This is a genomic window from Burkholderia sp. 28_3 (assembly GCF_003253915.1).
Lineage (GTDB): Bacteria > Pseudomonadota > Gammaproteobacteria > Burkholderiales > Burkholderiaceae > Burkholderia > Burkholderia cenocepacia.
In genome coordinates, this window is the sequence record NZ_QKZF01000027.1 from 68,004 (window position 1) to 91,359 (window position 23,356).

Sequence of the window (23,356 nt, forward strand, 5' to 3'; positions counted from 1 at the left end):
CAGAAATCGGTGAGTGCGACACACTTTCTGGAGACGGAGGAGACATGATCAACCTGCCCGGCGTGCAATTCATGCTCGGTGAAGACATCGAGATGCTGCGCGACGCCGTCGCGACGTTTGCGGCGAAGGAAATCACGCCGCGCGCGGCGGAGGTCGACCGCACCGACCAGTTTCCGATGGATCTGTGGAAGAAGTTCGGCGATCTCGGCGTGCTCGGCATGACCGTCTCCGAGGAATACGGCGGCGCGAACATGGGCTACACCGCGCACATGGTCGCGATGGAAGAGATCTCGCGCGCGTCGGCGTCGATCGGCCTGTCGTACGGCGCGCATTCGAACCTGTGCGTGAACCAGATCCATCGCAACGGCACCGAAGCGCAGAAGCAGAAATACCTGCCGAAGCTCGTGTCGGGCGAACACATCGGCGCGCTCGCGATGAGCGAGCCGAACGCCGGCTCCGACGTCGTCAGCATGAAGCTGCGGGCGGACAAGCGCGGCGACCGCTACGTGCTGAACGGCACGAAGATGTGGATCACCAACGGTCCCGATTGCGACACGCTGGTCGTCTACGCGAAGACCGATATCGAAGCCGGCCCGCGCGGCATCACCGCATTCATCGTCGAGAAGGGGATGAAGGGCTTCTCGGTCGCGCAGAAGCTCGACAAGCTCGGCATGCGCGGCTCGCACACGGGCGAGCTGGTGTTCCAGGACGTCGAAGTGCCGGAAGAGAACATCCTCGGCCAGCTCAACGGCGGCGTGAAGGTGCTGATGAGCGGCCTCGACTACGAGCGTGCGGTGCTGTCGGGCGGCCCGACGGGCATCATGGCCGCGTGCCTCGACGCCGTGGTGCCGTATATCCACGACCGCAAGCAGTTCGGCCAGGCGATCGGCGAATTCCAGCTGATCCAGGGCAAGGTCGCCGACATGTACACCACGTTCCAGGCGTGCCGCGCATACCTGTATGCAGTGGGCCGCCACCTCGACTCGGCGGGCAGCGACCACATTCGCCAGGTGCGCAAGGACTGCGCGGGCGTGATCCTCTACACGGCCGAGAAGGCGACGTGGATGGCCGGCGAGGCGATCCAGATCCTCGGCGGCAACGGCTACATCAACGAATATCCGGTCGGCCGCCTGTGGCGCGATGCGAAGCTGTACGAGATCGGCGCCGGCACGAGCGAGATCCGCCGGATGCTGATCGGCCGCGAGCTGTTCGCGGAAACGATGTAACGCCCCACGTCACGCGAACGGAGCCTTGTCGATGCCGATCATCGAATCGAAACTGAACCCGCGTTCGGAAGACTTCCGCGCGAATGCCGCCGCGCTCGAGGCGGTCGTCGCCGACCTGCGCGCGAAGATCGAACAGCTCGCGCAGGGCGGCGGCCAGGCCGCGCGCGACAAGCACCTGTCGCGCGGCAAGCTGCTGCCGCGCGACCGCATCGCGCAACTGCTCGATCCGGGTGCGCCGTTCCTCGAGTTCTCGCAGCTCGCCGCGAACGGCATGTACAACGACGACGCGCCGGGCGCGGGCGTGATCACCGGGATCGGCCGCATCGCCGGCCGCGAATGCGTGATCGTGTGCAACGACGCGACGGTCAAGGGCGGCACCTACTACCCGATCACCGTGAAGAAGCACGTGCGCGCGCAGGAGATCGCCGCGGAAAACCGGCTGCCGTGCGTGTATCTCGTCGATTCGGGCGGCGCGAACCTGCCCAACCAGGACGACGTGTTTCCCGATCGCGATCACTTCGGGCGCATTTTCTTCAACCAGGCGACGATGTCGGCCGCGGGGGTCGCGCAGATCGCCGTCGTGATGGGCTCGTGCACGGCCGGCGGCGCCTACGTGCCGGCGATGAGCGACGAATCGATCATCGTGAAGGACCAGGGCACGATTTTCCTCGGCGGGCCGCCGCTCGTGAAGGCCGCGACCGGCGAGGAAGTGAGCGCCGAGGATCTTGGCGGTGGCGACGTGCATACGCGCCTGTCGGGCGTGGCCGACCATCTCGCGCAGAACGACGCGCATGCGCTGTCGATCGCGCGCAACATCGTCAGTCACCTCGCGCCGAAGATCGCGCCGCCGGTCGCGCTGCGCGAGCCGAAGCCGCCGCGTTACGACGCGAAGAGCCTGTACGGCGTGATTCCGGTCGATACGCGCAAGCCGTTCGACGTGCGCGAGGTGATCGCGCGCATCGTCGACGATTCGGAGTTCGACGAATTCAAGGCGCGCTACGGCACGACGCTCGTCACCGGTTTCGCGCACATCTGGGGCCATCCGGTCGGGATCGTCGCGAACAACGGCATCCTGTTCTCCGAATCGGCCGTGAAGGGCGCGCATTTCATCGAGCTGTGCTGCCAGCGCAAGATTCCGCTCGTGTTCCTGCAGAACATCACGGGCTTCATGGTCGGGCGCAAGTACGAGAACGAAGGCATCGCGCGGCATGGCGCGAAGATGGTGACCGCCGTGTCGAACGCGAAGGTGCCGAAGTTCACGGTGATCATCGGTGGCTCGTTCGGCGCCGGCAACTACGGGATGTGCGGTCGCGCGTTCGGCCCGCGTTTCCTGTGGATGTGGCCGAACGCGCGCATCTCCGTGATGGGCGGCGAGCAGGCCGCGTCGGTGCTCGCGACCGTGCGCCGCGACGGCATCGAGGCGAAGGGCGGCGCATGGTCGCCGGAAGAAGAGGAAGCGTTCAAGCAGCCGATCCGCGACCAGTACGAACGCCAGGGCCATCCGTATTACGCGAGCGCGCGGCTGTGGGACGACGGCGTGATCGACCCCGCGCAGACGCGCGACGTGCTCGGGCTCGGCCTCGCCGCGTCGATGAACGCGCCGATCGACGACACGCGCTTCGGCGTGTTCCGCATGTAACGCCCGGGAGGACTGACCGATGCGATACGAAACGATCAAGGTAAGCGAGGCCGGCCGCGTGGCGACCGTCACGCTCGCGCGTCCCGACGTGCGCAATGCGTTCAACGAGACGACGATCGCCGAGCTGACCACCGCGTTCGAATGGCTCGACGCGCACGAAGGCGTGCGCGCGGTCGTGCTCGCCGCGGAAGGCGCGGCATTCTGCGCGGGCGCGGACCTGAACTGGATGAAGAAGATGGCCGGTTACTCGGACGACGAGAACCGCGCCGATGCGCGCAAGCTCGCGCGGATGCTCGAAGCGATCCATCGCTGCGGCAAGCCGGTGATCGCGCGCGTGCATGGCGATGCGTATGCGGGCGGCGTGGGCCTCGTCGCGGCGGCCGATATCGCGATCGCCGCCGACGGCGTGAAGTTCTGCCTGTCGGAAGCGCGGCTCGGGCTGATTCCCGCGACGATCGCGCCGTACGTCGTGCGTGCGATGGGCGAGCGCGCGGCGCGCCGCTATTTCACGACGGCCGAAGTGTTCGACAGCGCGCGTGCGGCGTCGCTCGGCTTCATTCACGACGCGGTGCCGGTCGACGCGCTCGACGAAACGGTCGCGAAGCTGGCGGCGACGCTGGTCGCGAACGGCCCCGACGCGGTGAAGGCGTGCAAGCGGCTCGTCGCCGACGTGGCCGGCCGCGCGCTCGATGCGACGCTGATCGAGCAGACCGCCGACTGGATCGCGAAGACCCGCGCCGGCGCGGAAGCGCGCGAAGGGATCGCGTCCTTCCTCGAAAAGCGTACGCCGTCGTGGCGTGAATGATCGCGTGACCTCAACCTTCCGGACGACATCGAAGCCATGTTCGACAAGATTCTGATCGCCAACCGCGGCGAAATCGCGTGCCGCGTCGCCGCGACGTGCAAACGTCTCGGGATCGCGAGCGTCGCCGTCTATTCCGACGCGGATGCGAACGCGAAACACGTGGCCGCATGCGACGAGGCCGTGCACATCGGCGGTTCGGCCGCGGCAGACAGCTACCTGCGCATCGAGCGCATCATCGACGCCGCGCGTGCGACCGGCGCGCAGGCGATTCACCCCGGCTACGGCTTTCTGTCGGAGAACGAGGATTTCGCGCACGCATGCGAAGCGGCCGGCATCGTGTTCATCGGGCCGCCGGTCGACGCGATCGCGGCGATGGGCTCGAAGGCCGCCGCGAAGGCGCTGATGCACGCGGCCGCCGTGCCGCTCGTGCCCGGCTATCACGGCGACGACCAGGATGCGGCCAACCTGCATCGCGAAGCCGACGAGATCGGCTACCCGGTGCTGCTGAAGGCGAGCGCGGGCGGTGGCGGCAAGGGGATGCGCGTCGTCGAGCGCTCCGAGGACTTTCCCGCGGCGCTCGCATCGTGCCAGCGCGAAGCGGCAAGCAGCTTCGGCAACGATCGTGTGCTGATCGAGAAATACCTGACGCGCCCGCGCCACGTGGAAGTGCAGGTGTTCGGCGACACGCTCGGCAATACCGTGTACCTGTTCGATCGCGACTGCTCGGTGCAGCGCCGTCACCAGAAGGTGCTCGAGGAAGCGCCGGCGCCCGGTCTGCACGACGACGTGCGCCAGGCGATGGGCGAAGCGGCCGTCGCGGCCGCGCGCGCGGTCGGCTATGTCGGCGCGGGCACCGTCGAATTCATCATGACGGGCGATGCGTTCTACTTCATGGAAATGAACACGCGCCTGCAGGTCGAGCATCCGGTGACCGAGATGGTCACGGGGCTCGATCTCGTCGAATGGCAACTGCGCGTCGCGTCCGGCGAGCCGCTGCCGCTGAAGCAGGAGGAACTGCGCGTGCGGGGCCATGCGCTCGAGGCGCGCCTTTACGCGGAGAATCCGGCGCGCGGCTTCCTGCCGTCGACGGGTACGCTGAAGCATCTGCGGCTGCCGGCCGGCGTCGAGTTCGACATCGGCGCGGCGGTGCGCGTCGACAGCGGCGTGCGCGAAGGCGATGCGATCACGCCGTTCTACGATCCGATGATCGCGAAGCTGATCGTCCATGGCACGGACCGCGCGGAAGCGCTGGGGTTGATGCTGCGTGCGCTGCGCGCGTGCGAAGTGGTCGGCCTGCATACGAACGCGGCATTCCTGCGGCGGATCGTCGCGTGCGAGCCGTTCGCGACGGCCGATCTCGACACCGGCCTGATCGAGCGCAACCACGATGCGCTGTTCGCGCCGCGACAGCCGCCGCGCGCGACGCTCGCGCTCGCTTGCGCGGCGCTGCTGGCACGCGAACGCGCTGCGGCGCCGGCCGCATCGCCGTGGGCCGCGCTGCCGGACTGGCGGCTGAACGGCGGCTATCGCCGCACGCTCGAGTGGCATGCAATCGATCGCGAAGCGGACGTGACGGTCACGTACGAGGACGACGGCGCCGGCGCGCGCATCGCGATCGGCGACGCGGCCGCGCAACCGTTCGCGTGGACGCGCGGCGCCACGCCGCTCGATTTCGACGTGACGCTTGGCGACGTGCGCAGCAGCGGCCGCGTGTATGCGGACGGCGACACGTTCCATGTGTTCACGCAGGGCGCGGCCGAAACGTTCGAATGGCGCAACCTGCTCGCGCATGCGGGCGACGCGGAGCAGGGCGGCGGCCGCCTGACCGCGCCGATGCCCGGCAAGGTGATCGCGGTGCTGGTCGAGCCGGGCCAGAAGGTCGAAGCCGGCACGCCGCTGATCGTGATGGAAGCGATGAAGATGGAGCACACGATCGGCGCGCCGAGCGCGGGCGTCGTCGCGGAAGTGCTGTACGGCGTCGGCGACCAGGTCGCGGACGGCGCGCAGTTGCTGATGATGGCGGAAGGCTGATCGGCAGCGTTGCTGCCATACGCGGGCCGGTTGCAGCGGCGGCCGGCCCGCAAGAAAGCGCGTCGCGATTCGCCGTGTGTTCGTCGTCGCGGCAGCGCGGTTGCGGTATCGAGCACACGCGAAGCAGTACGCGTGGCCAACGAAAATCTTTCGAACGACTTACGGTCTTCGTCGTTCCTGCCATCTCTCTTCGTGCCGCGCGCGGCACGCCCCTCGATCTTCCCGCCACTCGACACCGTCGTGTAACAAGTCGAACATAGCATCTCGGCGTCGATATGACCGGCGCGGGGTTCGCGTCCGCGTCACGTCATCATCCTCACGGAGAACCGTTATGCGAACGTCGGCCCTACGGCCTTTCGCAGTCGTCGGTCTGATCGCGCTGACCGCGCTGCTCGGCGCCTGCAACGACGACCTGACCGCACCCGCCGCGCCCGTCGCGCAGCAGAAGGCCGCGTGCGGCGGCGCCGTGGTCGCCACCGCGCAGATGCGCTGCCCGCCGGGCTTCGCCGCGCCTGCTTCGTCGCCCGCTTCCTGATACCGGCCGTTTCCACCAGAAAACCCATCAAGAGCAACCAGCATGGCCACCCATTCGCGACGCGATTTTCTGAAGTTCTCGGCCGGCCTCGCCGGCGCGACCGCCGCCACCGCACTGCTGCCGGAATCGATCCGCAAGGCGCTGGCGATCGAGCCGAACACCGTGACGGGCACGATCCAGGACGTGCAGCACATCGTCGTGTTCATGCAGGAGAACCGCTCGTTCGACCACTACCTCGGCCACCTGAGCGGCGTGCGCGGCTACAACGACCGCTTTCCGGTCACGCTGCCGAACGGCAAGCCGGTGTGGTTCCAGCCGCGCCAGGAAGACAAGTCGAGCGTGATCGCACCGTTTCGCTACGACACGACCAACCCGGGCGTCAACGCGCAATGCATCGGCGGCCTGCCGCACACGTGGGCGACGACGCACGGCGCGATCGACAACGGTCGCGCGGATCAGTGGGCCGTGCAGAAGTCGAACATGACGATGGGCTATCACGTTCGCGACGACATCCCGTTCCATTACGCGCTCGCGGATGCGTTCACGGTGTGCGACAACTACTTCTGCTCGATTCCGGGCAACACGCACCCGAACCGCATGTACCTGATGACGGGCATGGTCGATCCGCTCGGCACCGGCGGCGGCCCGCTGCTCGACAACACCGACTACATCGACAACCAGTTCGACAAGATCCAGTTGCCGCCCTTCAGCTGGACGACCTACCCGGAACGCCTCGAAAAAGCCGGCATCTCGTGGCAGATCTATCAGCAGGGCACCGGGTTCGACAACTTCACCGGCAACTACGGCACGAACATGCTGGCGTGCTTCAACAACTTCGTGAATGCGCCGGCCGGTTCGTCGCTGCAGACGCGCGGGATGAGCACGCGTCCGATCACGCAGCTGAAGGCCGACGTGCAGGCGAATGCGCTGCCGCAGGTGTCGTGGCTGCTGCCGCCCGCCGCGTATTCGGAGCATCCGAAGTTCACGCCGCTGTACGGCGCGTACTACCTGTCGACGATCCTCGATGCGCTGACGTCCAACCCGGACGTGTGGAGCAAGACCGTCCTGCTGATCATGTACGACGAGAACGACGGCTTCTTCGACCACGTCGTGCCGCCGTCGGCGCCGACGCTGCCGGGCTCGGGCATGAGCACCGTGGACGTGTCGCTCGAGCGGCACAACGTCGTGACCGCCACGCAAGCCGGCACGTATACGGCCGACAACCTGCCGTACGGGCTCGGTCCGCGCGTGCCGATGTTCGTCGTGTCGCCGTGGTCGAAGGGCGGCTTCGTCTGCTCGCAGGTGTTCGATCACACGTCGGTGCTGCAATTCATCGAGAAGCGCTTCGGCGTGGTGGAGACCAACATCTCGCCGTGGCGCCGCGCGATCTGCGGCGACCTGACGTCGGCGCTCGACTTCTCGAAATCGGATGCGACGCTGCCGACCCTGCCGAACACGCAGGCATATGTCGCGCAGGCCGACCTGCAATGCTCGCGCGCGTCGTCGCAGACCGCGCCGGCCAGCACCGCGCAGCAGGTCGTGACCGCGCAGGAACCGGGCACGCGGCCGGCGCGCGCGCTGCCGTACGAGTTGCATGTCACCGGCCAACTCCAGGCACAAGGGTATGCGCTGACGTTCGCGAATACCGGCACGCAGGGCGCGCACTTCTGGGTCTATACGGGCGACCCCACCGCGATGCCGCGCCGCTATACGGTCGAAGCGGGCAAGCAACTGACCGATACGTGGGCGCTCGATGCGAACGGCAACTACCTAGTGAGCGTGTGGGGGCCGAACGGTTATTTCCGGCGCTTCGCGGGTTCGGCGGCGGCGGATGCCGCGGCCAAGCCTGAAATCACACCGTGCTACGACACCGCGAACGGCGACGTGTACGTGACGATCGCCAATGCGGGCACGAGCCCGCTCACGGTCACGGCGACCGATGTCGCGTATGGCGGCGCGGCGCGCACGCTGACGGTTCCGGCCGGGCAGCGTATCGAAGCACACTGGGACCTGTCGTGCAGCAGCCACTGGTACGACCTGCAGTTCGCGGTGGCGGGCAATGCCGGCTGGACGCGCCGCATCGCGGGGCACGTCGAGACCGGCAAGGCCAGCATCACCGACCCGGCGGCCGTCGCGCCGACGATCACGGCGATCTGACGACGGTAACCGATGCGACGACGGGCCGGCCGGTTGCAACCGGCCGGCCCGTCGCGTTTGCCAATCGATGATGTCGCGGCGGAAGCGTCAGGGCAGCAGCCCGTCGTCGTGCGCCATCATCAGCGCCCGCATCGCGGACCACATGCCGTAGTAATGCACGACGTAGCTGTCCGCACGGCGAAACAGCCAGGGTGTGTTGAGGCTCACGAGATCGGTCACGCCTTCGCCGTGCAACTGCCCGTCGCGCTCCATCGCGCGAATGAAATGCAGCTGGTCGCCGTCGCTCGCATAGACGCTCGAGCGGTCGTGCAGCGCGGCGATCGCCGTCATCAGGTCGCGCAGCATCGCGTCGTTGCGTTCGGTACGGCGAAACGCCATCACGCCCGAATTGAACGCCCACTGGCCGATATCCTGCGCGAGCAGCCAGTCGCGCCCTGCGAGCAGCGGTTCCAGCGGTTGCTGCTGGTTCGCGATCAGCACGTCGGCATCGAGCCACACGACCCATTCGTGGTGCTGCAGGTACGCGTGCAGCAACCACGGCTTGAACCAGTTGCCGGTCGCGTTCAGCCCGATCTCGGCGGGAATGTCGCGATGCACGTAGAGCGTGTAGCCGTGCGCATCGCAGTAGCGCCGGAAATTCCGTTCGGCGACGCGTGCATAGCTGCCGATGTTCGGCGTGTACAGCATCATCAACGCGATCGGCCGGCCGGGGTGGTACGTGGTGCGCTCGGCGCGTTCGTCCGGCGTGACCGCCGCATCGTGATCGAACGAGAACATCGGCCGGCCGGCGGCGCGGCAGCGATTGACGTAGGCGACGAGCGTGTCGCGAAAGCGCGGCGTCGCGCCTTTGCGTTCGGGATCGCGCGGCGTGTCGTCGATGCTGATCGCGAACGTCGGTTCGCGGCTCCACATCGGATCGAGGTCGGGGCCGGACGGCATGACCGCGTACAGCCCGTCGATCGGCGTCATGTAGCCGTGCGTATCGAGATCCGCGAACAGCGCGGCTTCCGACGTCAGCCTCGGCTCGCTGCCGAGCTTGCAGCGCTGCACGAGCCGCATCACGATCGCCCGCACGTCCGGCGTGTTGCGCCAGATCTGCACGTCGACTTGCGGCAGCGGCGACGCGAACGCGTCGACGAACAGCGTATCGCGCCCCGCCATCAGACGATCGAGCGCGACGGGTTGGATGATCGCCGCGTCTTCGCTGAGCAGCAGCACGAGTTCGCCGGGTTGCGCGCCGCGCAGCACGTGAAGCAGCGATTCGTAGCGATGCAGCGGTCGCAACGGCAGCGCCTGCGGCATGCCGCAGGCGTCGACGATCTCGTGGCGATAGCCGTGCACCTGCGCGTACCAGCGGTGATTCTCGAGACTCGCGGGCGCGGGCTGGCTGAAATGACTGACGACGATCATCGTGCGCTCCGGACGCCGGGACGCATGCACACGATCCGCGCAGTGCGCTTCAGCGCGGCACCCGATCCGGATACGGGTTGCGGCGAGCGCCGCCCCGGTTCGTCGTGGATGGTCTGGAAGACTGGCGCGGCATCGTATTCCATTCGGTGTGCCCTGTTCTGATCGTGGTGCGGCGAGGTCGTGCGGCGCCCGCTCGAATGTCCCGGGCAAACCGGCCGCCGGGCGGCACGAGTATCGCATAACGGTCGAACGGATTGGCACGGCGGGAGCGGGCGCTGACCATCCCTGACAGTGTGCGGCCGGTGCTCCGCTAGAATGCCGGGTTGCCGCCGCTTGACGCGGGCGGCGCTTCGCGCGCTACACTGCGCCATTCCCCGTTCAACCTTCCATCCCGCCGACGATGACGTCTCCTGTCCTGACCGGCCTGCGCATCGGTATCACGATCGGATTGCGTGCCCCCGACGAAAGCCTGTGGATCAACGGCATCAAGCAGAACGCGCTGTTCCTCGCGAAGCTGCTGATGGCGTCGCCGCACGGCTACCGCGTGACGCTGGTCAACACGACCGACGTGCCGCTCACCGATGCGCTGCCATGGGACCGCAGCGCTTACGACACGCGCGCGTTCGCCGACATGAAGGACGCGCTCGACGTGGTGATCGAGCTGGGCGGGCAGATCGACGGCGAGCAGACGGCTTATCTGAAGGCCCGTGGCGTGAAGCTGGTCAGCTATTGCTGCGGCGTCGAGTACATCAACGCGATGGAGTCGATGCTGTTCGGCCGCCGGCTGTGGGATTCGCTGTTCATCAACCGCGGCTACGACGAGGTGTGGGCGATTCCGCAGATCGCACCGTCGTCGCTGCCGTTCCTGCAGTCGCTGCGACGCTGCCCGGGGCGCGTGGTGCCGTTCGTGTGGGATCCGATGTTCCTGGCCGAACGCGCGCGGTCGCTGCCCGAGCACGGCGAATACCGGCCGCGCAGCGAGCCGGGCAAGCGGCTCACGGTGATGGAGCCGAACCACAACGTCGTGAAGTTCTGCGTGTATCCGATGCTGATCATCGACGAAGCGTATCGCCGCGACCCCGACGCGATCTGCTTCACGCACGTGACGAATGCCGATCGCCTCGCGCACGACAGCCCCGAGTTCGTGATGCTGATGAACTACCTGGACATCGTGCGCGCGGGCAAGGCGAGCTTCGTCGGGCGTTTCGATACGCCGCTGTTCCTGGCCGACCTGACCGATATCGTCGTGTCGCACCAATGGTCGAACCCGCTGAACTATTTCTATTTCGACGTGTGCTGGCAGGGCTATCCGCTCGTGCACAACGCGAGCCTCGCGCCCGACCTCGGCTACTACTATCCGGACAACGACGTGCAGCAGGGCGCCGACGCGCTGCTGCGCGCGCTGCATACGCACGACGACGACTGGCAAGCGTACACGCGGCGTCAGCGCGAGATCCTCGGCCGTTACACGTCGGCGAATCCGGCGCTCGTCGCCGAGTACGACGCGCTGCTCGCGAACCTGATCGGCGCGCCGGCTGCCTGACGCCGATTTTCCGCGGCGCACGTTCGAGGCGCCGCCTTCCGTCGGGTTTGTCCCGCCCTCATGTCTGACGAAATCCTGCCGTTAAAAAAGAAACCGCCGAACCCGATGAGTTCGACGGTTTTCGAAGGCACGAAATTGACGGCTCCGAGGGAAGTCCGTCAAGAAAGAGTTTATAGGTTAACAAGTCTTCAAGATTGTTAAAGATGTTTCAATTGATAATCTTCATATAATTGAAGTTGGTATTATTGATTGACCGGCACTTGATTCCGTTTCGAAACTTCATAATATCGTTTGAAACATGAAAATTGAATGCTGCGACGATCGAATGGCGCGCCGCAGCGGGTTTTCCGCGGGGCGCGGCATGGGCGGAAGCCGGTGTTTCGACTCGGCATATCAAGCACGGTCGGCACCTCGAGGCACGGTATTTATCTGATCAATTGGCGGCGCCCCGATTCGCGCGACGAGCAAATTCGGGTAAAGCCGATTCGGATAAAACTGTTTAGGCAAAAAAGATAAACGATCCGGATTTTGGGATTTTGTAATTCGCGTTGTGTAACCTGTCGCACTGTCGGCATCGCGCACGCGTGGTGTATTTCAAGTAATCGAATATCGTAAAAATATCGAATTTGACGGCGCGCCGAAGCGAACAGTACGCTCCCCGGAAAAAATCGACATGACAGGATGGGCCGGGTAGGCGGCGGAGTGCGTCGAGGTTGGCTCGTTCCGCATATGTGTTGAGGTCGAGCCGTGATCGGCGGCTCGCCATTTGCCGGAGCGCCGGATGAATGCGGTCGAAGCTCGCCAGGAGGCGAATCGGAAAGCGAATCGCGATGAAATCGATCTCGTGTTCGGCGCGCCCGACGATCATCCCGACCTTGCGTCGGTACGCAGTTTCGTCGAAAGCCGGCTCGGCTTCGCGCACGAACCCGTGTGCCGCGCCGACCTGTCGGGCGGCGTGCTGTACCGGGAATGCCTGGCGCGGCTGCGGTGGGGCGAGCGCGATGCGTTGCCGCCGCTCGCCTTCCTGCCGCGGCTCGAAGCGCTCGGGCTGATGCGCTGGTTCGACCGGTTGGTGGTCGGCCGCACGATCGACGCGCTGCGCGCCGATCCGGGCGCCGTGTACGGTTGCAACGTCGCGGCGGCGAGCGCGGTGGTCGACGACGCGTGGTTGGCGATTTTCAGGCGGCTCGAGCGCGAGCCGTCGGTGGCGGCGCGGCTGGTGATCGAGATCACGGAGACGGGGCCGCTGAACCCCGTCGCCGGCCGGTCGTTCGTCAACCGCTTCCGGCAGGCTGGCTGCCGGATCGCGATCGACGATTTCGGCGTCGGGTTCAGCGCGTTGAACAACCTGGTGGTCGGCAATCCCGACATCGTGAAACTGGACCGGTCGGTCCTGTCGTTGATCAAGCGCAACGCGATCGGGCGCTACCAGTTCCGCCGGCTGATCGCGTTCGCGCATGAAGGGGCGCGGCACGTCGTCGTCGAAGGCGTGGAAAGCGAAATCGACCGGCAGATCATCATGGATGCCGGCGTCGCGTGGGCGCAGGGCATCCGCTTTTCATGGCGGTCGCCGGCCGCCGCGTGATCGCGGCAACGGGCAGGGCGGCGCGCGCGGGATGCGTGTCGGGGGTGGGGACGAATCGCAAAGGGGCGTGGGCATGGCGGGAACGAAAGCCGGAGGCGGAACGGGCACGCAGGCGACCGACGTGCGCGACCTGGTCGCGCTCGCCGAACTGGCGGACATGCTGTGGCAACTGGGCGCCGAATCGACCGATGCGCCGATCGACGTCGCACCCTATCTCGACGGCCTGACGATCGTCGCGCGCCGCATTCAGCGGATGAGCCCGCTCGACGCGGGCGGCCGCGAGCTGGCGGCCCGGCACTACTACGCGGGCGTCATCGCCGGCGCGTGCGGCGACGAGTCGGCGATCGCGCGCGGCGTATCCGACAGCCTCGTCCGGCAATCGGGCGGTGCAGGCCGGCCGGCAGCCCGTTGTTTCGCGCTGCTCGCGCGCATGGGGCGGCGGCATGGCCGCGCATTCGCCGCGCAAAGCGGCGACCGGGTGCTGGTGTAATGCAACCGGCGCGCGAGCGAGCCCGGTGCTGCGGCCCGCTCGCGCGGCCCGTCGAACCTCAATCCTTCCCGAAACCGCCAAGCACCAGCGCCATCGCGCGGTCGATCGCATCGTCCCATCGACCGACGTGCGCGGCGCGCACGATCCGGATGCCGGGGTAGAGCGCGGTGCGCGAGCCGGTTTCCCAGCGTGCGTCCGCTTTCGGGCTGAGCAGCAGCACGGCCGGCACGCCGAGTGCGCCGGCGAGATGGATGTGCGCGGTGCAGGTCGTCACCACGGCGTCCATCGCGAGCATCAGCGCGGCCAGATCGCTGAAGTCGCCGATGGCCCGATGCGGGAAGGTGACCGGCAGGTCCGATTGCTCGGATTGCGCGGACAGGTCGCGATTGAGACAGTACGCGGCGTAGCCGCGCATCCGCGCGAACGGCGCGAAATCGCGCAGGCTGGCCGCGCGATGGAAGCGCGCATCGCTTTCGTCGCGACCGCGCCAGTTCAGCCCGATGCGGCGCGTGCCGGGCGCATGGCCGTCGTGCGACACACGCTCGCGCCACGTGGCCGCATGCGCGGGCGGGCACGTCAGGTAGGGCGCCGGCACGCCTTCCGGCGCCGGCGCGTAACCGAACTGCGCGGCGAGCACCAGGAACGAACACCAGTAGTCGTGGGCGAGATGCGACGTGTCGACCCACGCGCCGTGCGCGCCGACGAATTCGATGCGCGGGAACGTCTGGCGCAGCAGGCCCGTCAGCGCGTCGGGGACGACCACGGTCACGCCGGCGCAGCCGAACGCGTCGAGCGCATGCAGATAGCGCGCGTACTGAAGCTGATCGCCGACACCGCCGTAGCTGAGGACGAGCAGCCGCTTGCCGTGCAGCGGCTGGCCCTGGTAAAGCCGCTCCGTCGCCAGCCCGAATTGCGCGGCCGTCAATACGTTTTCGCTGTCGATCGTGGCGCGTGCGGCCTCGTCGCGTCGGCCGGCACGCAGCAGCAGCGCCGAGCGCGCCAGCTGGATGCGCCCGCGCGCCGCGTCGGGCAGCGCGGCCGGATCGCCGAACGGGTCGAGCGCCGCAAGCCCGGCTTCGGGCATGCCGGCAAAGCCGTAGCATGACGCGAGCTGCAGCGCGATCGCCTCGTCGTCGAGCCCGCGGCCGCGTGCGCGCCGCCAGCGGTCGATCGCATGCCCCCACTCACCGCGCGATTCATGCTCGAGCGCGCGGTTCCAGTCCGTTTCGGGCGCGTCGGCATCGGCGACCGCAGCCGTCGCTGGCGCCGCGCCGTGTTCGGCCGTCGCGCCGACGGCGAGCGGTTCGCCCGTGATGAACAGGCGCTGCCGGTCCCAGCGCGGGTTCGGCACACACAGCAGGTTCAGCCCATCGATTCGGTAGAACGTGTAGTCGAGACCGGCGAACGTGTCGATGATCGGCGCCTCGCCGACTTTCCAGTATTCGATCCAGCACCACGGCAGATGCGCCTCGATCAACTGCCGTGCGCCGCGCAGCGCGTCGATCTCCATTCCTTCGATGTCGAGTTTCAGGAAATCCAGCCGCGGCAGGCCGAGCGAATCGAGCCGGACGACCGGCGTCGGCGTGCCGCCCGACGCTTGCGCGTCGACGAGCGAGACCGGTCCGAAGTCGGCATCCTGCCCGTAGTCGACGTCGGGCACCTTCATCGTGCCGTTGGCGGCGGCCAGCCCCATGTTCAGCAGATGGAGATTGTCGAGCTGGTTGAGCGCGACGGTGCCGCCGAGTGCGTGAAACAGCGTGCGCTGCGGCTCGAACGCATAGACGCGGCCGCCGCGCTCGCGCAGCCGCTGCGCGACGGGCACGCAGACGAGCCCCGCGTTCGCGCCGCCGTCCACGGCGATGGCGCCGTCGGGCAACTGGTCGATCACGTGCAGGATCGTGTCGAGTTCGCCCTGGATATGCGGCCGGCCGGTCTTGATCAGCGCCTCGGCCTGTAATGCGCAGTGCCGGTTGATGACGAACGGGCCGTGGATCGAATCGATCACGACGAAATTGCGGACGGTCTGATTCATGGGCAGGGGCGCGGGCGAAGGAAATCAGCCGAGCGGGCGGCCGGCGAACAGATGCTGGATCTGCGTGGAATAGGCGCGGACGTTGTGCTCGGCGAGCGTGTCGACCTGGTGCAGGCAGCGACGGGCGGCCGCCGCGTAATCGTCGAGCCGTGCATCGTGCGTCTGCGCGGCGGTCGCGATCGCACGCGCCGCATCGAAGATCTCGAAGTCCGGATAGTAGTAGCCGACGTCGCGCAGGAACGGCGAGTTGTGCACGAGCGGGTAGTTGCCGTACAGCGCGTCGTACAGCAGATAGTTCAGGCCGTTTTCCCAGTGGTGCGACACGACGATGTCGGTGTGATGCGCGGCCCACGCGACGAACGGCGCGCGCACGTCGGCGGTGGCCTTGCCGTCGCGCACCATTTCGAGCCCGAGCGCGAGATGCTTGAAGGCGACGTTTTCCTTCTTGTCGAACGTGTTGGTCATGTACACGTGCTCGATGAGCTCCGGATGCTCGACGTAGCACGCGTTCGCGGCGAGCATCGGCACGATCGCGCTCTTCACGACGTTCAGGTTCGGCTCGAAGAACGCGATGCGCTTGGCCGGGCCGTGGTTGCGATAGCCGAAGCGCGCCTTCAGTTCGGGATCGGCGTCGAGGCTGCGCTCGATGAAATACGGCGACCAGATATGCGGCAGCTCGATTACCGGCGCACGGTACACGGCCTGGAAATACGCGGCGCACGTGTGCATGTGCTGCGGATTGGTCCAGATCTCGTCGAACTGCACGCGGTGCGGGTTCGGCCGCCAGTCGTTCTTCTCGAAGTTGATCGTCTCGACCGCGATCACGTAGTCGTTGCCGAAGCGATACGACACGCACTTGCCGCCGCGCTGGCGCACGACGTCCGTGTGCGACGGGTCGACGAACGCGTTCATCTCGATCAGCAGGTCGGTCTGGTGAACGACGGCCGACAGCGGCCGCAGCGCGTCGCCGAACGCGTCCATCATCAGCGCCTGTGGATACTCGGTGATGCCGTTGTCGTGCGCGAGCCAGACCTCGCCGATCAACGGCGACTGCTTCAGCAGCATGTACAGGTACACGCAGTGCTGGTTCGCACCGTTGTACCAGATCGACTGCGTCGCGTCGCGCTGCACGTTCATCGTTATCGCGACATTGAGTTTCATCGGATCGGCTCCGTGGGGCGGGCAGTGCGCGGCTTACTGCGCGGCGTTTTGCGTCTGACGCGGCACGTAGCCCGTCAGGTGCCAGCGGCCGTCGGTTTCGAGGCGAAAGCTCAGCTTTTCGAACATCGTGGCGCCGCTCGCCAGCGTCGTCGCGTAATCGACGTTCGCATAGAGCCCGTCGGGCATCCCTGCCGTTCGCTCGTAGCGGATGCGCGTGACCTGCGCCCAGCCGCGATGGCTGACCGTGCCGACCGACTGGCGGGCCTGCTGCATCTGCGCCGCGAACTGGTCCTGCTTGAAGCGCGCCTTGACGAACGGTGCAGCGTCGGTCCATACCGCGCCGTACTGGCCGGCGTCGAGCTGCTTGAACACCGCATCGGAGTCGCGCAGCAGCGTGTCGGCCGATTCGCCGGCGGCTTGCGCATGCGCGCCGATCGCGATCGATGCGGCGGCGCAGCCAAGCAGCCATTTTGCGCGGGTGAGGGTCGGGCGTGCGTTCATGGGCGGGGTCCGGAAAGGGCGGCGCGTCACGCGTCGCGATAGAGGGTGGCGATCGCGTCCGTATAGGCCGCGACGTTCTCGGGGTTGTAGATGCTGACCGAGTCGAGCACGTGCTTCGACTGCTCGCGATACGCGTCGAGATTCGCGTCGTGCTCGGCGAACGCCTGCAGCAGCGCGCGGCCGCCCGCCTGGCAGTCGAAGTCCGGATAGAAATACCCGGCCTTGCCGAGGAACGGCGAGTTGTGGATCAGCGGATAGTCGCCGTACAGCAGCTCGTAGTACAGGTAGTTCTGCGCGTTCTCCCACGTGTGCGACACCACCGCATCGCCGTACGCGGCCATGAACTCGTACACCGCATAGCGGCTTTCGAACGTCGTGATGCCGTGGTTCACGATGTCGAGGCTCTTCGCGAAGTGCACGAACGTCGGATGTTCCTTCAGGTGAATCGTGTTGCACACGCGCACGAACTCGAGGAACTCGGGCTTCGCGCGATACGCTTCCTCGGTCACGAGCATCGGAATGATGCTCGTCTTCACCATGCAGATGTTCGGCTCGAACATCGTCACGCGCCAGCGCGGCTTGCCGGGCTGATAGCCGAACGACAAACCGGCGCCGAGCGTCGCGCGCGCCTTGTCGAACAGCATCGGATGCCAGATGTGCGGAACGATCGTGACCGGCGCGCGCAGGCCCGTCTGGTAGTAGTGCAGGCACGAGCGCTCGAACTCGGGGATCGTCCACACCGCGTCGTACGGCGCGCCCGAGAACAGGAAGCCCGACGGCTTGTCGAACATCGCGCGTTCGATGTCGATCACGTAGTCGTTGCCGACCCGCATCGTGACGACCTTGCCGCCGCGCTCGCGGAACGCGCGCAGGTAGTCCGCGCCGAACTGCGCGCTCATTTCGATCAGCACGTCGCAGCGCTCGAGCGCTTCGTCCATCGACAGCAGCGGCACGTCCCACTCGCCGAGCATCATCTGCGGATCGGCGACCTGTTCGCCGCCGTTCACCATCACGGCATCCGCGACGAGCGGCGACTGGCGCAGCAGCAGAATCAGCAGCAGGCAGTTCTGGAAAATGCCGTTTTCCCACAGCGACTGGCCGGCGCCGCGCACGAACAGCGACACGCCGACGACGAGACGCTTGCCCTCGCCGGGCGCTTGACGGGCATTGGAGTCCGACATGCGTATGCTCCGGTTCAGGCGACCAGACGCGAGACGAACGCGTCGAGGTTCGCGGGGTTGTCGATCGAGACCGACTGCAGCAGCCGGCCGGCCTTCGCGCGGTAGTCGTCGAGGCGTTCGTCGTGATGCAGCCACGCTTCGAGCAGCGCGCGGCCGCCCGCGGCCGAGTCGAAGTCCGGGTAGTAGTAGCCGGCGTCGCCGATCAGCGTCGAGTTGTGGATCAGCGGATAACCGCCGTACAGCACGTCGTAATACAGATAGTTCTGCCCGTTTTCCCAGTGATGCGACACGACCGCATCCGCATGGCGCGCCATGAAGCCTGGCAGGTCGAGGCGCGGTTCGAAGGTCGCCTTGTGCTGGCGCACGAGATCGAGGCTGTTCGCGAAGTGCACGAAGGTCGGATGTTCCTTCATGTGCATCGCGTTGACGACGAACATGTGCTGCACCGCGTCCGGCCGCGCGCGGTAGAACGCGTCGCACGCCAGCATCGGGTAGTGGCAGGACTTCGCGACCGAGATGTTCGGTTCGAGCATCGCGAGGCGCCACGGGCGGGCGCCGGGCTGATAGCCGAACGTCGCACCTTCGCCGGCGATCACGGCGACGCGGCGCTCGAGGAAGTACGGCGACCAGATGTGCGGCATCAGATGGACGGGCGCGCGCAGGATCGTCTGCAGCATCGGCGCGGCGGTCTTGTCGTATTGCGGCAGCAGCCACACTTCGTCGAACGGTGCGCCGTTGAACACGTGCCCCGACGGTTTCCCGAACATCGGCGTTTCGCACAGGCCCGCATACACGTGCCCGCAGAAGAACGCGGCGATCTTCTTGCCGAGCGCCTTCATGTGCCGCAGCCACTCGACCGGCAACTGCGCGCCCATTTCGATCACGACGTCGAGTTCGTGCGTGACGTCGGCGGGTTTCACCAGCGGGATGTCGAGGCCGTCGAGTTCGAGGCCGGCCGGCAGCGCGTTGGCGTCGCCGCCGTTCAGGAAATAGACGGGGCCGACGCGATCCGAGCGCTTGAGCATCATCGCGAGGAACGCGATGTTCTGGTGAATGCCGTTTTCCCAGATCGCCTGGCCGTCGCGCGCAAACAGCGAGATGCCGACCGCCGGCCGTTGCTTGCGGGTGCCGCCCGCGGCGGCTTCATTGATGTCCGTCACCGGTTGGTTTCCTCTGCGGCGTCATGCGTCCGGGCATCGCGTCGAGCGTATGGCCGGCAGCGGCGCGCCGTGGATCGTCATGGTTGGATTCGCGCCGGTGCGCCGCGGTGCACGAATCGGGCGACGAGATTCGCGTGGGCGGCAGCCGGATTCCGGCGTGTCGCCGGGCACGCCTGGCACGGCGCGCGTCGGGCAGGCTGCCCCGGCGACTGTCTGCGGCGATTGTGGCATGGAAACCGCCGGTTTTGGCAGGACGTGACGAACTTTGACATAGCCGCCGGCCAACGGAAACGGGCGCAGGCGTTGCGGCGCCCGGTGGTCCGGCGGCGTGCCGGCGCGGCGCGGACGGCACGCCGGATCGCGCGGCCGCACGGGCGGCCGCAGGCGGCTCAGTGCTGCAGCCGGATTTCGACGCGGCGGTTGCTGGCGCGGCCTTCCGGCGTCGCGTTGGATGCGACCGGATCGGCCTTGCCGCGGCCCGAGACCGTCATCGAGTCGGTCTTCAGCCCGTGCGCCTTCAGATAGGTGGCGACCGATTCGGCCCGGCGCTTCGACAGCGCGAGGTTGTAGTCGTCGCTGCCCACCGAATCGGTGAAGCCGGTGACCGTCACTTGCGAGTACGTGCGGTCGGCGCGCTCGCTCAGCAGCCGGTCCAGCGATTCGCGCGCGGTCGGCGCGAGCGTCGCGTGGTCGGTGGCGAACAGCGCGTCGCCCGACAGGTTCACGCGTTCGACCACGGCGGCGGCCGGCTCGGCGGCCGAGGCCGCTTCGGCCGGTGCGGCGCCGCACTGGAAGACCAGCGTGGCCGGATCGGATTTGTCGCGCAGCGCGCGGGCCGAGTCCACGGCGCGCACGGGCTCGTCGCCGCAGATCTTGCGGGCGGCCTTCATGCAGGTCTGCGGGCCCGACAGCAGGCCGTGGCAGTCCACCTGGAAGGTGCGCACGCCGTTGCGCGGCTGCAGTTCGGAGGCGCTGAAGGTCGGGCCGGATGCGGTCGAGCACGCGGCGAGGGCCGTTGCGGAAAGCGCGAGCGCAAGAGCGAGTTTGTTCACGGTGACGTCCTTAAAGCTTGGGTTGACCGAGGCCCGCCGCGCGGTGCGCGGCGGGCTCGTCCTGCCGTCGGAGCCGCGGGCCGCCCGGCTGGCGAGCCGGACGGCCGGGCGGCGCGACGCATTACTTCCACTGATACAGCATGCCGGCGCCGATCACCTTCTGACCGCCGCTGAAGCCGCCGTTGATCGACGCCTTCAGGTTCTCCGTGATGCGCGCCTGCATGTTGACCGCCATCGCCTTCTGGCCGAGGAAGGTCGACGTGCCCACGCCCATCCCGAAGTTGGCGTCGCGATCGAGCTGCGGGATCGACGCCATCGCGCCGACGGCCGCGATACCCTGCTTCGCCATCTGGTCGGTCTGCTGCAGTTGCGAACCCAGCGAGTTGATCTGTGCCTGCTGGCCCGACAGTGCCGTCGACAGCGTCGTCTGCACCTGCGTCAGCTGGTTCACGTTCACCGCGTCGGTGCCTTGCGTACCCGGCGCGACGTTCGTGATCTGGCGCTGCTGCTGGTCGCTACCGACCGACACCACGTTCGAGCGACCGCCGTCGTTCGAACCCGCGCCGATCGCCACCGAGTTCGAGCCGGCGGTGACGACCGGGACGTCGGTGCCCTTGCCGTTCATGTCGGCCGCGATGCCGTTGTTGTTGGCTGCACGCGTCGTGTTGTTGTTGATCGACGTCGACAACTGGTTCAACTGGTTGTTGATGTTCGTCACGCCGGTCGACAGCGATGCCACGTTGCTGTTCGTCGTGCTCAGGCCGGTGGACAGCGAACCGATGCCGGTCGAAGTCGACGTCGACAGCGAGTTGACGTTGCTGTTCGTCGTGCTGAGGCCCGTCGACAGCGAGTTGATCGCGGTCGAGGTCGACGTGGACAGCGAGGCCACGTTGCTGTTCGTCGTGCTCAGGCCGGTCGACAGCGAGTTGATGCCGGTCGACAGGGATGCGACGTTCGACGCGGTGGACGTCGACAGCGCGTTGATCGCGTTGTTCGTCGCGTTCAGCTGGCTGCCGTTGATCGCGTCCGTGCTCGTGGCCGAGATCCGACCCGCGGCGACGTTCGTGATCTGGCGTTCCTGGCCCGGTGCGCCGACGCTCACCACGCCGACCGGCGAGCCGCCCGCGAACGGGTACGTGACGCCGCCGATCGTGGCGCTCGAGGTGCCGACCGCCGCGGCCGTGACCGAGTTCGCGCCGAGTGCGATCGAGTTCGCGACGTTCGCTTGCGCGTTCGTGCCGAAGGCGAGCGCGTCGGCGGCCGTGGCCTTGGCGGCCGAGCCGTAGGCCTGTGCGCCGGTGGCGCTGGCCGTGGCCTGGCTGCCCAGCGCGATCGTGTTGTCCGCGGTGGCCTGGTTCGAGCTGCCGAGGGCGAGCGCGCTGGCGCCGGTTGCCGTGTTCTGGTTGCCGAGGGACACCGCGCCGTCGCCGGTCGCCGTATTGTTCGCACCCATCGCCACGGCGCCGGTGCCCGTCGCCACGTTCGGATCGCCGATCGCGACCGCGCCATCGCCGGATGCGGTGTTGCCGGAGCCGATCGATACCGCCTTGCCGCCCGTTGCCGATGCGTTCTGGCCGATCGCGACCGCGCCTGCCGTCTGCGCGTTCGAGCCGTCGCCGACTGCCACGCTGCTCGCGCCCGCCGCGCTGGCGTTCACGCCGGCGGCGAGAGCATTGGTGCCGGTTGCACCGGTGTTGTCGTAGTTGGCTTGCTGCACGCCGTTGTCGTTGACGCTGTAGTAGTGCGTCTTCGCGGCGTTGATCGCGGTCGAGGTCGAGGTCGACAGCGACGACACCGAGCTGTTCGTGCTGCTCAGGCCGGTGGACAGCGAGCCGATGCCGGTCGACGTCGAGGTGGACAGCGACAGGATCGTGCTGTCCGTGCTGCTCAGGCCGGTGGACAGCGAGCTGATGCCGGTCGAGGTCGAAGTCGACAGGGACGTGATCGAGCTGGTGGCCGACGACAGACCCGTCGAGGTGGAGGTCGACAGGGAGCTGATCGAGCTGTTGGCCGAGGACAGGCCGGTCGACGTCGAGGTCGACAGGGACGACACCGAGCTGTTGGTCGAGCTCAGGCCAGTGGACAGCGAGCTGATGCCGGTCGAAGTCGAAGTCGACAGGGACGTGATCGAGCTGTTGGCGGACGACAGGCCGGTCGAGGTGGAGGTCGACAGGGACGACACCGAGCTGTTGGTCGAGCTCAGGCCAGTGGACAGCGAGCTGATACCGGTCGAAGTCGAGGTCGAGAGCGACGTGATCGAGCTGTTGGCCGACGACAGACCGGTCGAAGTCGAAGTCGACAGCGAGGTGATCGAGCTGTTAGCCGACGACAGCCCCGTCGAAGTCGAAGTCGACAGCGACGTGATGGAGCTATTGGCCGACGACAGACCCGTCGAAGTCGAGGTCGACAGCGAGGTGATCGAGCTGTTAGCCGACGACAGCCCCGTCGAAGTCGAAGTCGAGAGCGACGTGATCGAGCTGTTTGCCGACGAGAGGCCGGTCGAAGTCGAAGTCGAGAGCGACGTGATCGAGCTGTTCGCGGACGAAAGACCCGTCGAAGTCGAAGTCGACAACGACGTGATCGAGCTGTTAGCCGACGACAGGCCGGTCGACGTCGAGGTCGAGAGCGACGTGATCGAGCTGTTCGCGGACGAAAGACCCGTCGAAGTCGAAGTCGACAACGACGTGATCGAGCTGTTAGCCGACGAGAGGCCGGTCGACGTCGAAGTCGACAGCGAAGTGATCGAGCTGTTTGCCGACGAGAGGCCGGTCGACGTCGAAGTCGACAGCGAAGTGATCGAGCTGTTAGCCGACGAGAGGCCGGTCGACGTCGAAGTCGACAGCGAAGT

The 23,356-nt window shown here is 67.0% G+C and carries 17 protein-coding genes; 9 read left to right on the forward strand and 8 right to left on the reverse strand.

Going from position 1 to position 23,356, the window contains the following annotated elements:
• Positions 1 to 44: 44 nt before the first annotated feature.
• The 6 genes from DFS13_RS34685 (at position 45) to DFS13_RS34715 (ending at position 8,393) form a co-directional block, all read left to right on the forward strand.
• Complete coding sequence (locus tag DFS13_RS34685; RefSeq protein WP_006480547.1) at positions 45 to 1,226, forward strand: isovaleryl-CoA dehydrogenase; 1,182 nt, start codon at positions 45 to 47, stop codon at positions 1,224 to 1,226.
• A gap of 31 nt (positions 1,227 to 1,257) precedes the next feature.
• A complete protein-coding gene (locus DFS13_RS34690; protein ID WP_006483237.1) occupies positions 1,258 to 2,865 on the forward strand; it encodes a carboxyl transferase domain-containing protein in 1,608 nt (535 codons plus the stop codon).
• A 19-nt stretch (positions 2,866 to 2,884) separates the two neighbouring features.
• Complete coding sequence (locus DFS13_RS34695) at positions 2,885 to 3,670, forward strand: enoyl-CoA hydratase/isomerase family protein (protein WP_006495157.1); 786 nt, start codon at positions 2,885 to 2,887, stop codon at positions 3,668 to 3,670.
• 36 nt (positions 3,671 to 3,706) lie between these two features.
• Positions 3,707 to 5,701, forward strand: coding sequence for an acetyl/propionyl/methylcrotonyl-CoA carboxylase subunit alpha (locus DFS13_RS34700; RefSeq protein WP_062884966.1), 1,995 nt, complete (start codon positions 3,707 to 3,709; stop codon positions 5,699 to 5,701).
• A 331-nt stretch (positions 5,702 to 6,032) separates the two neighbouring features.
• A complete protein-coding gene (locus DFS13_RS34710) occupies positions 6,033 to 6,236 on the forward strand; it encodes a hypothetical protein (protein WP_062884965.1) in 204 nt (67 codons plus the stop codon).
• A 42-nt stretch (positions 6,237 to 6,278) separates the two neighbouring features.
• Positions 6,279 to 8,393: a phosphocholine-specific phospholipase C gene (locus DFS13_RS34715; protein ID WP_006495158.1), complete on the forward strand. Its 2,115-nt coding sequence runs from the start codon at positions 6,279 to 6,281 to the stop codon at positions 8,391 to 8,393.
• An 87-nt stretch (positions 8,394 to 8,480) separates the two neighbouring features.
• Here DFS13_RS34715 and DFS13_RS34720 read toward each other — a convergent pair whose 3' ends face one another.
• Complete coding sequence (locus tag DFS13_RS34720) at positions 8,481 to 9,803, reverse strand: galactosyl transferase GMA12/MNN10 domain protein (RefSeq protein ID WP_060264405.1); 1,323 nt, start codon at positions 9,801 to 9,803, stop codon at positions 8,481 to 8,483.
• A 400-nt stretch (positions 9,804 to 10,203) separates the two neighbouring features.
• On the opposite strand from DFS13_RS34720, the gene DFS13_RS34725 reads away from it, so the two are divergent.
• The 3 genes from DFS13_RS34725 (at position 10,204) to DFS13_RS34740 (ending at position 13,421) form a co-directional block, all read left to right on the forward strand.
• Positions 10,204 to 11,346: a DUF2827 domain-containing protein gene (locus DFS13_RS34725; RefSeq protein WP_006483224.1), complete on the forward strand. Its 1,143-nt coding sequence runs from the start codon at positions 10,204 to 10,206 to the stop codon at positions 11,344 to 11,346.
• 781 nt (positions 11,347 to 12,127) lie between these two features.
• Entirely contained in the window at positions 12,128 to 12,931 is an 804-nt protein-coding gene (locus DFS13_RS34735; protein ID WP_058903511.1) for an EAL domain-containing protein, read from the forward strand.
• 73 nt (positions 12,932 to 13,004) lie between these two features.
• Entirely contained in the window at positions 13,005 to 13,421 is a 417-nt protein-coding gene (locus tag DFS13_RS34740) for a hypothetical protein (protein ID WP_034178316.1), read from the forward strand.
• 58 nt (positions 13,422 to 13,479) lie between these two features.
• Here the strand turns inward: DFS13_RS34740 and DFS13_RS34745 are convergent, their stop codons facing one another.
• From DFS13_RS34745 to DFS13_RS34775, 7 genes are all read right to left on the reverse strand, one after another.
• A complete protein-coding gene (locus DFS13_RS34745; RefSeq protein WP_060210936.1) occupies positions 13,480 to 15,453 on the reverse strand; it encodes an FkbM family methyltransferase in 1,974 nt (657 codons plus the stop codon).
• Between the two features lie 24 nt (positions 15,454 to 15,477).
• Complete coding sequence (locus tag DFS13_RS34750; RefSeq protein WP_034203298.1) at positions 15,478 to 16,614, reverse strand: DUF2827 family protein; 1,137 nt, start codon at positions 16,612 to 16,614, stop codon at positions 15,478 to 15,480.
• 33 nt (positions 16,615 to 16,647) lie between these two features.
• Positions 16,648 to 17,115, reverse strand: coding sequence for a DUF4019 domain-containing protein (locus DFS13_RS34755; protein ID WP_069353755.1), 468 nt, complete (start codon positions 17,113 to 17,115; stop codon positions 16,648 to 16,650).
• 26 nt (positions 17,116 to 17,141) lie between these two features.
• The gene (locus DFS13_RS34760; protein ID WP_077190164.1) at positions 17,142 to 18,296 is read right to left on the reverse strand and encodes a DUF2827 domain-containing protein; all 1,155 of its coding nucleotides are present in this window, start codon (positions 18,294 to 18,296) and stop codon (positions 17,142 to 17,144) included.
• Positions 18,297 to 18,310: 14 nt separating this feature from the next.
• Entirely contained in the window at positions 18,311 to 19,456 is a 1,146-nt protein-coding gene (locus tag DFS13_RS34765) for a DUF2827 domain-containing protein (protein WP_111442721.1), read from the reverse strand.
• A 389-nt stretch (positions 19,457 to 19,845) separates the two neighbouring features.
• Positions 19,846 to 20,508 carry an OmpA family protein gene (locus tag DFS13_RS34770; protein WP_111442722.1) on the reverse strand — a complete coding sequence of 221 codons (663 nt, stop codon included), beginning with the start codon at positions 20,506 to 20,508 and terminating at the stop codon, positions 19,846 to 19,848.
• Between the two features lie 121 nt (positions 20,509 to 20,629).
• On the reverse strand, positions 20,630 to 23,356 hold a 2,727-nt coding region (locus DFS13_RS34775), incomplete at its 5' end, for a YadA family autotransporter adhesin (RefSeq protein WP_111442725.1).

What these genes read in the sequence shown, in the direction of transcription:
- DFS13_RS34685 (WP_006480547.1), top strand. Translation starts at nt 45, where the DNA reads ATGATCAACCTGCCCGGCGTGCAATTCATGCTCGGTGAAGACATCGAG.
- DFS13_RS34690 (WP_006483237.1), top strand. Translation starts at nt 1,258, where the DNA reads ATGCCGATCATCGAATCGAAACTGAACCCGCGTTCGGAAGACTTCCGC.
- DFS13_RS34695 (WP_006495157.1), top strand. Translation starts at nt 2,885, where the DNA reads ATGCGATACGAAACGATCAAGGTAAGCGAGGCCGGCCGCGTGGCGACC.
- DFS13_RS34700 (WP_062884966.1), top strand. Translation starts at nt 3,707, where the DNA reads ATGTTCGACAAGATTCTGATCGCCAACCGCGGCGAAATCGCGTGCCGC.
- DFS13_RS34710 (WP_062884965.1), top strand. Translation starts at nt 6,033, where the DNA reads ATGCGAACGTCGGCCCTACGGCCTTTCGCAGTCGTCGGTCTGATCGCG.
- DFS13_RS34715 (WP_006495158.1), top strand. Translation starts at nt 6,279, where the DNA reads ATGGCCACCCATTCGCGACGCGATTTTCTGAAGTTCTCGGCCGGCCTC.
- DFS13_RS34720 (WP_060264405.1), bottom strand. Translation starts at nt 9,803, where the DNA reads ATGATCGTCGTCAGTCATTTCAGCCAGCCCGCGCCCGCGAGTCTCGAG.
- DFS13_RS34725 (WP_006483224.1), top strand. Translation starts at nt 10,204, where the DNA reads ATGACGTCTCCTGTCCTGACCGGCCTGCGCATCGGTATCACGATCGGA.
- DFS13_RS34735 (WP_058903511.1), top strand. Translation starts at nt 12,128, where the DNA reads ATGAATGCGGTCGAAGCTCGCCAGGAGGCGAATCGGAAAGCGAATCGC.
- DFS13_RS34740 (WP_034178316.1), top strand. Translation starts at nt 13,005, where the DNA reads ATGGCGGGAACGAAAGCCGGAGGCGGAACGGGCACGCAGGCGACCGAC.
- DFS13_RS34745 (WP_060210936.1), bottom strand. Translation starts at nt 15,453, where the DNA reads ATGAATCAGACCGTCCGCAATTTCGTCGTGATCGATTCGATCCACGGC.
- DFS13_RS34750 (WP_034203298.1), bottom strand. Translation starts at nt 16,614, where the DNA reads ATGAAACTCAATGTCGCGATAACGATGAACGTGCAGCGCGACGCGACG.
- DFS13_RS34755 (WP_069353755.1), bottom strand. Translation starts at nt 17,115, where the DNA reads ATGAACGCACGCCCGACCCTCACCCGCGCAAAATGGCTGCTTGGCTGC.
- DFS13_RS34760 (WP_077190164.1), bottom strand. Translation starts at nt 18,296, where the DNA reads ATGTCGGACTCCAATGCCCGTCAAGCGCCCGGCGAGGGCAAGCGTCTC.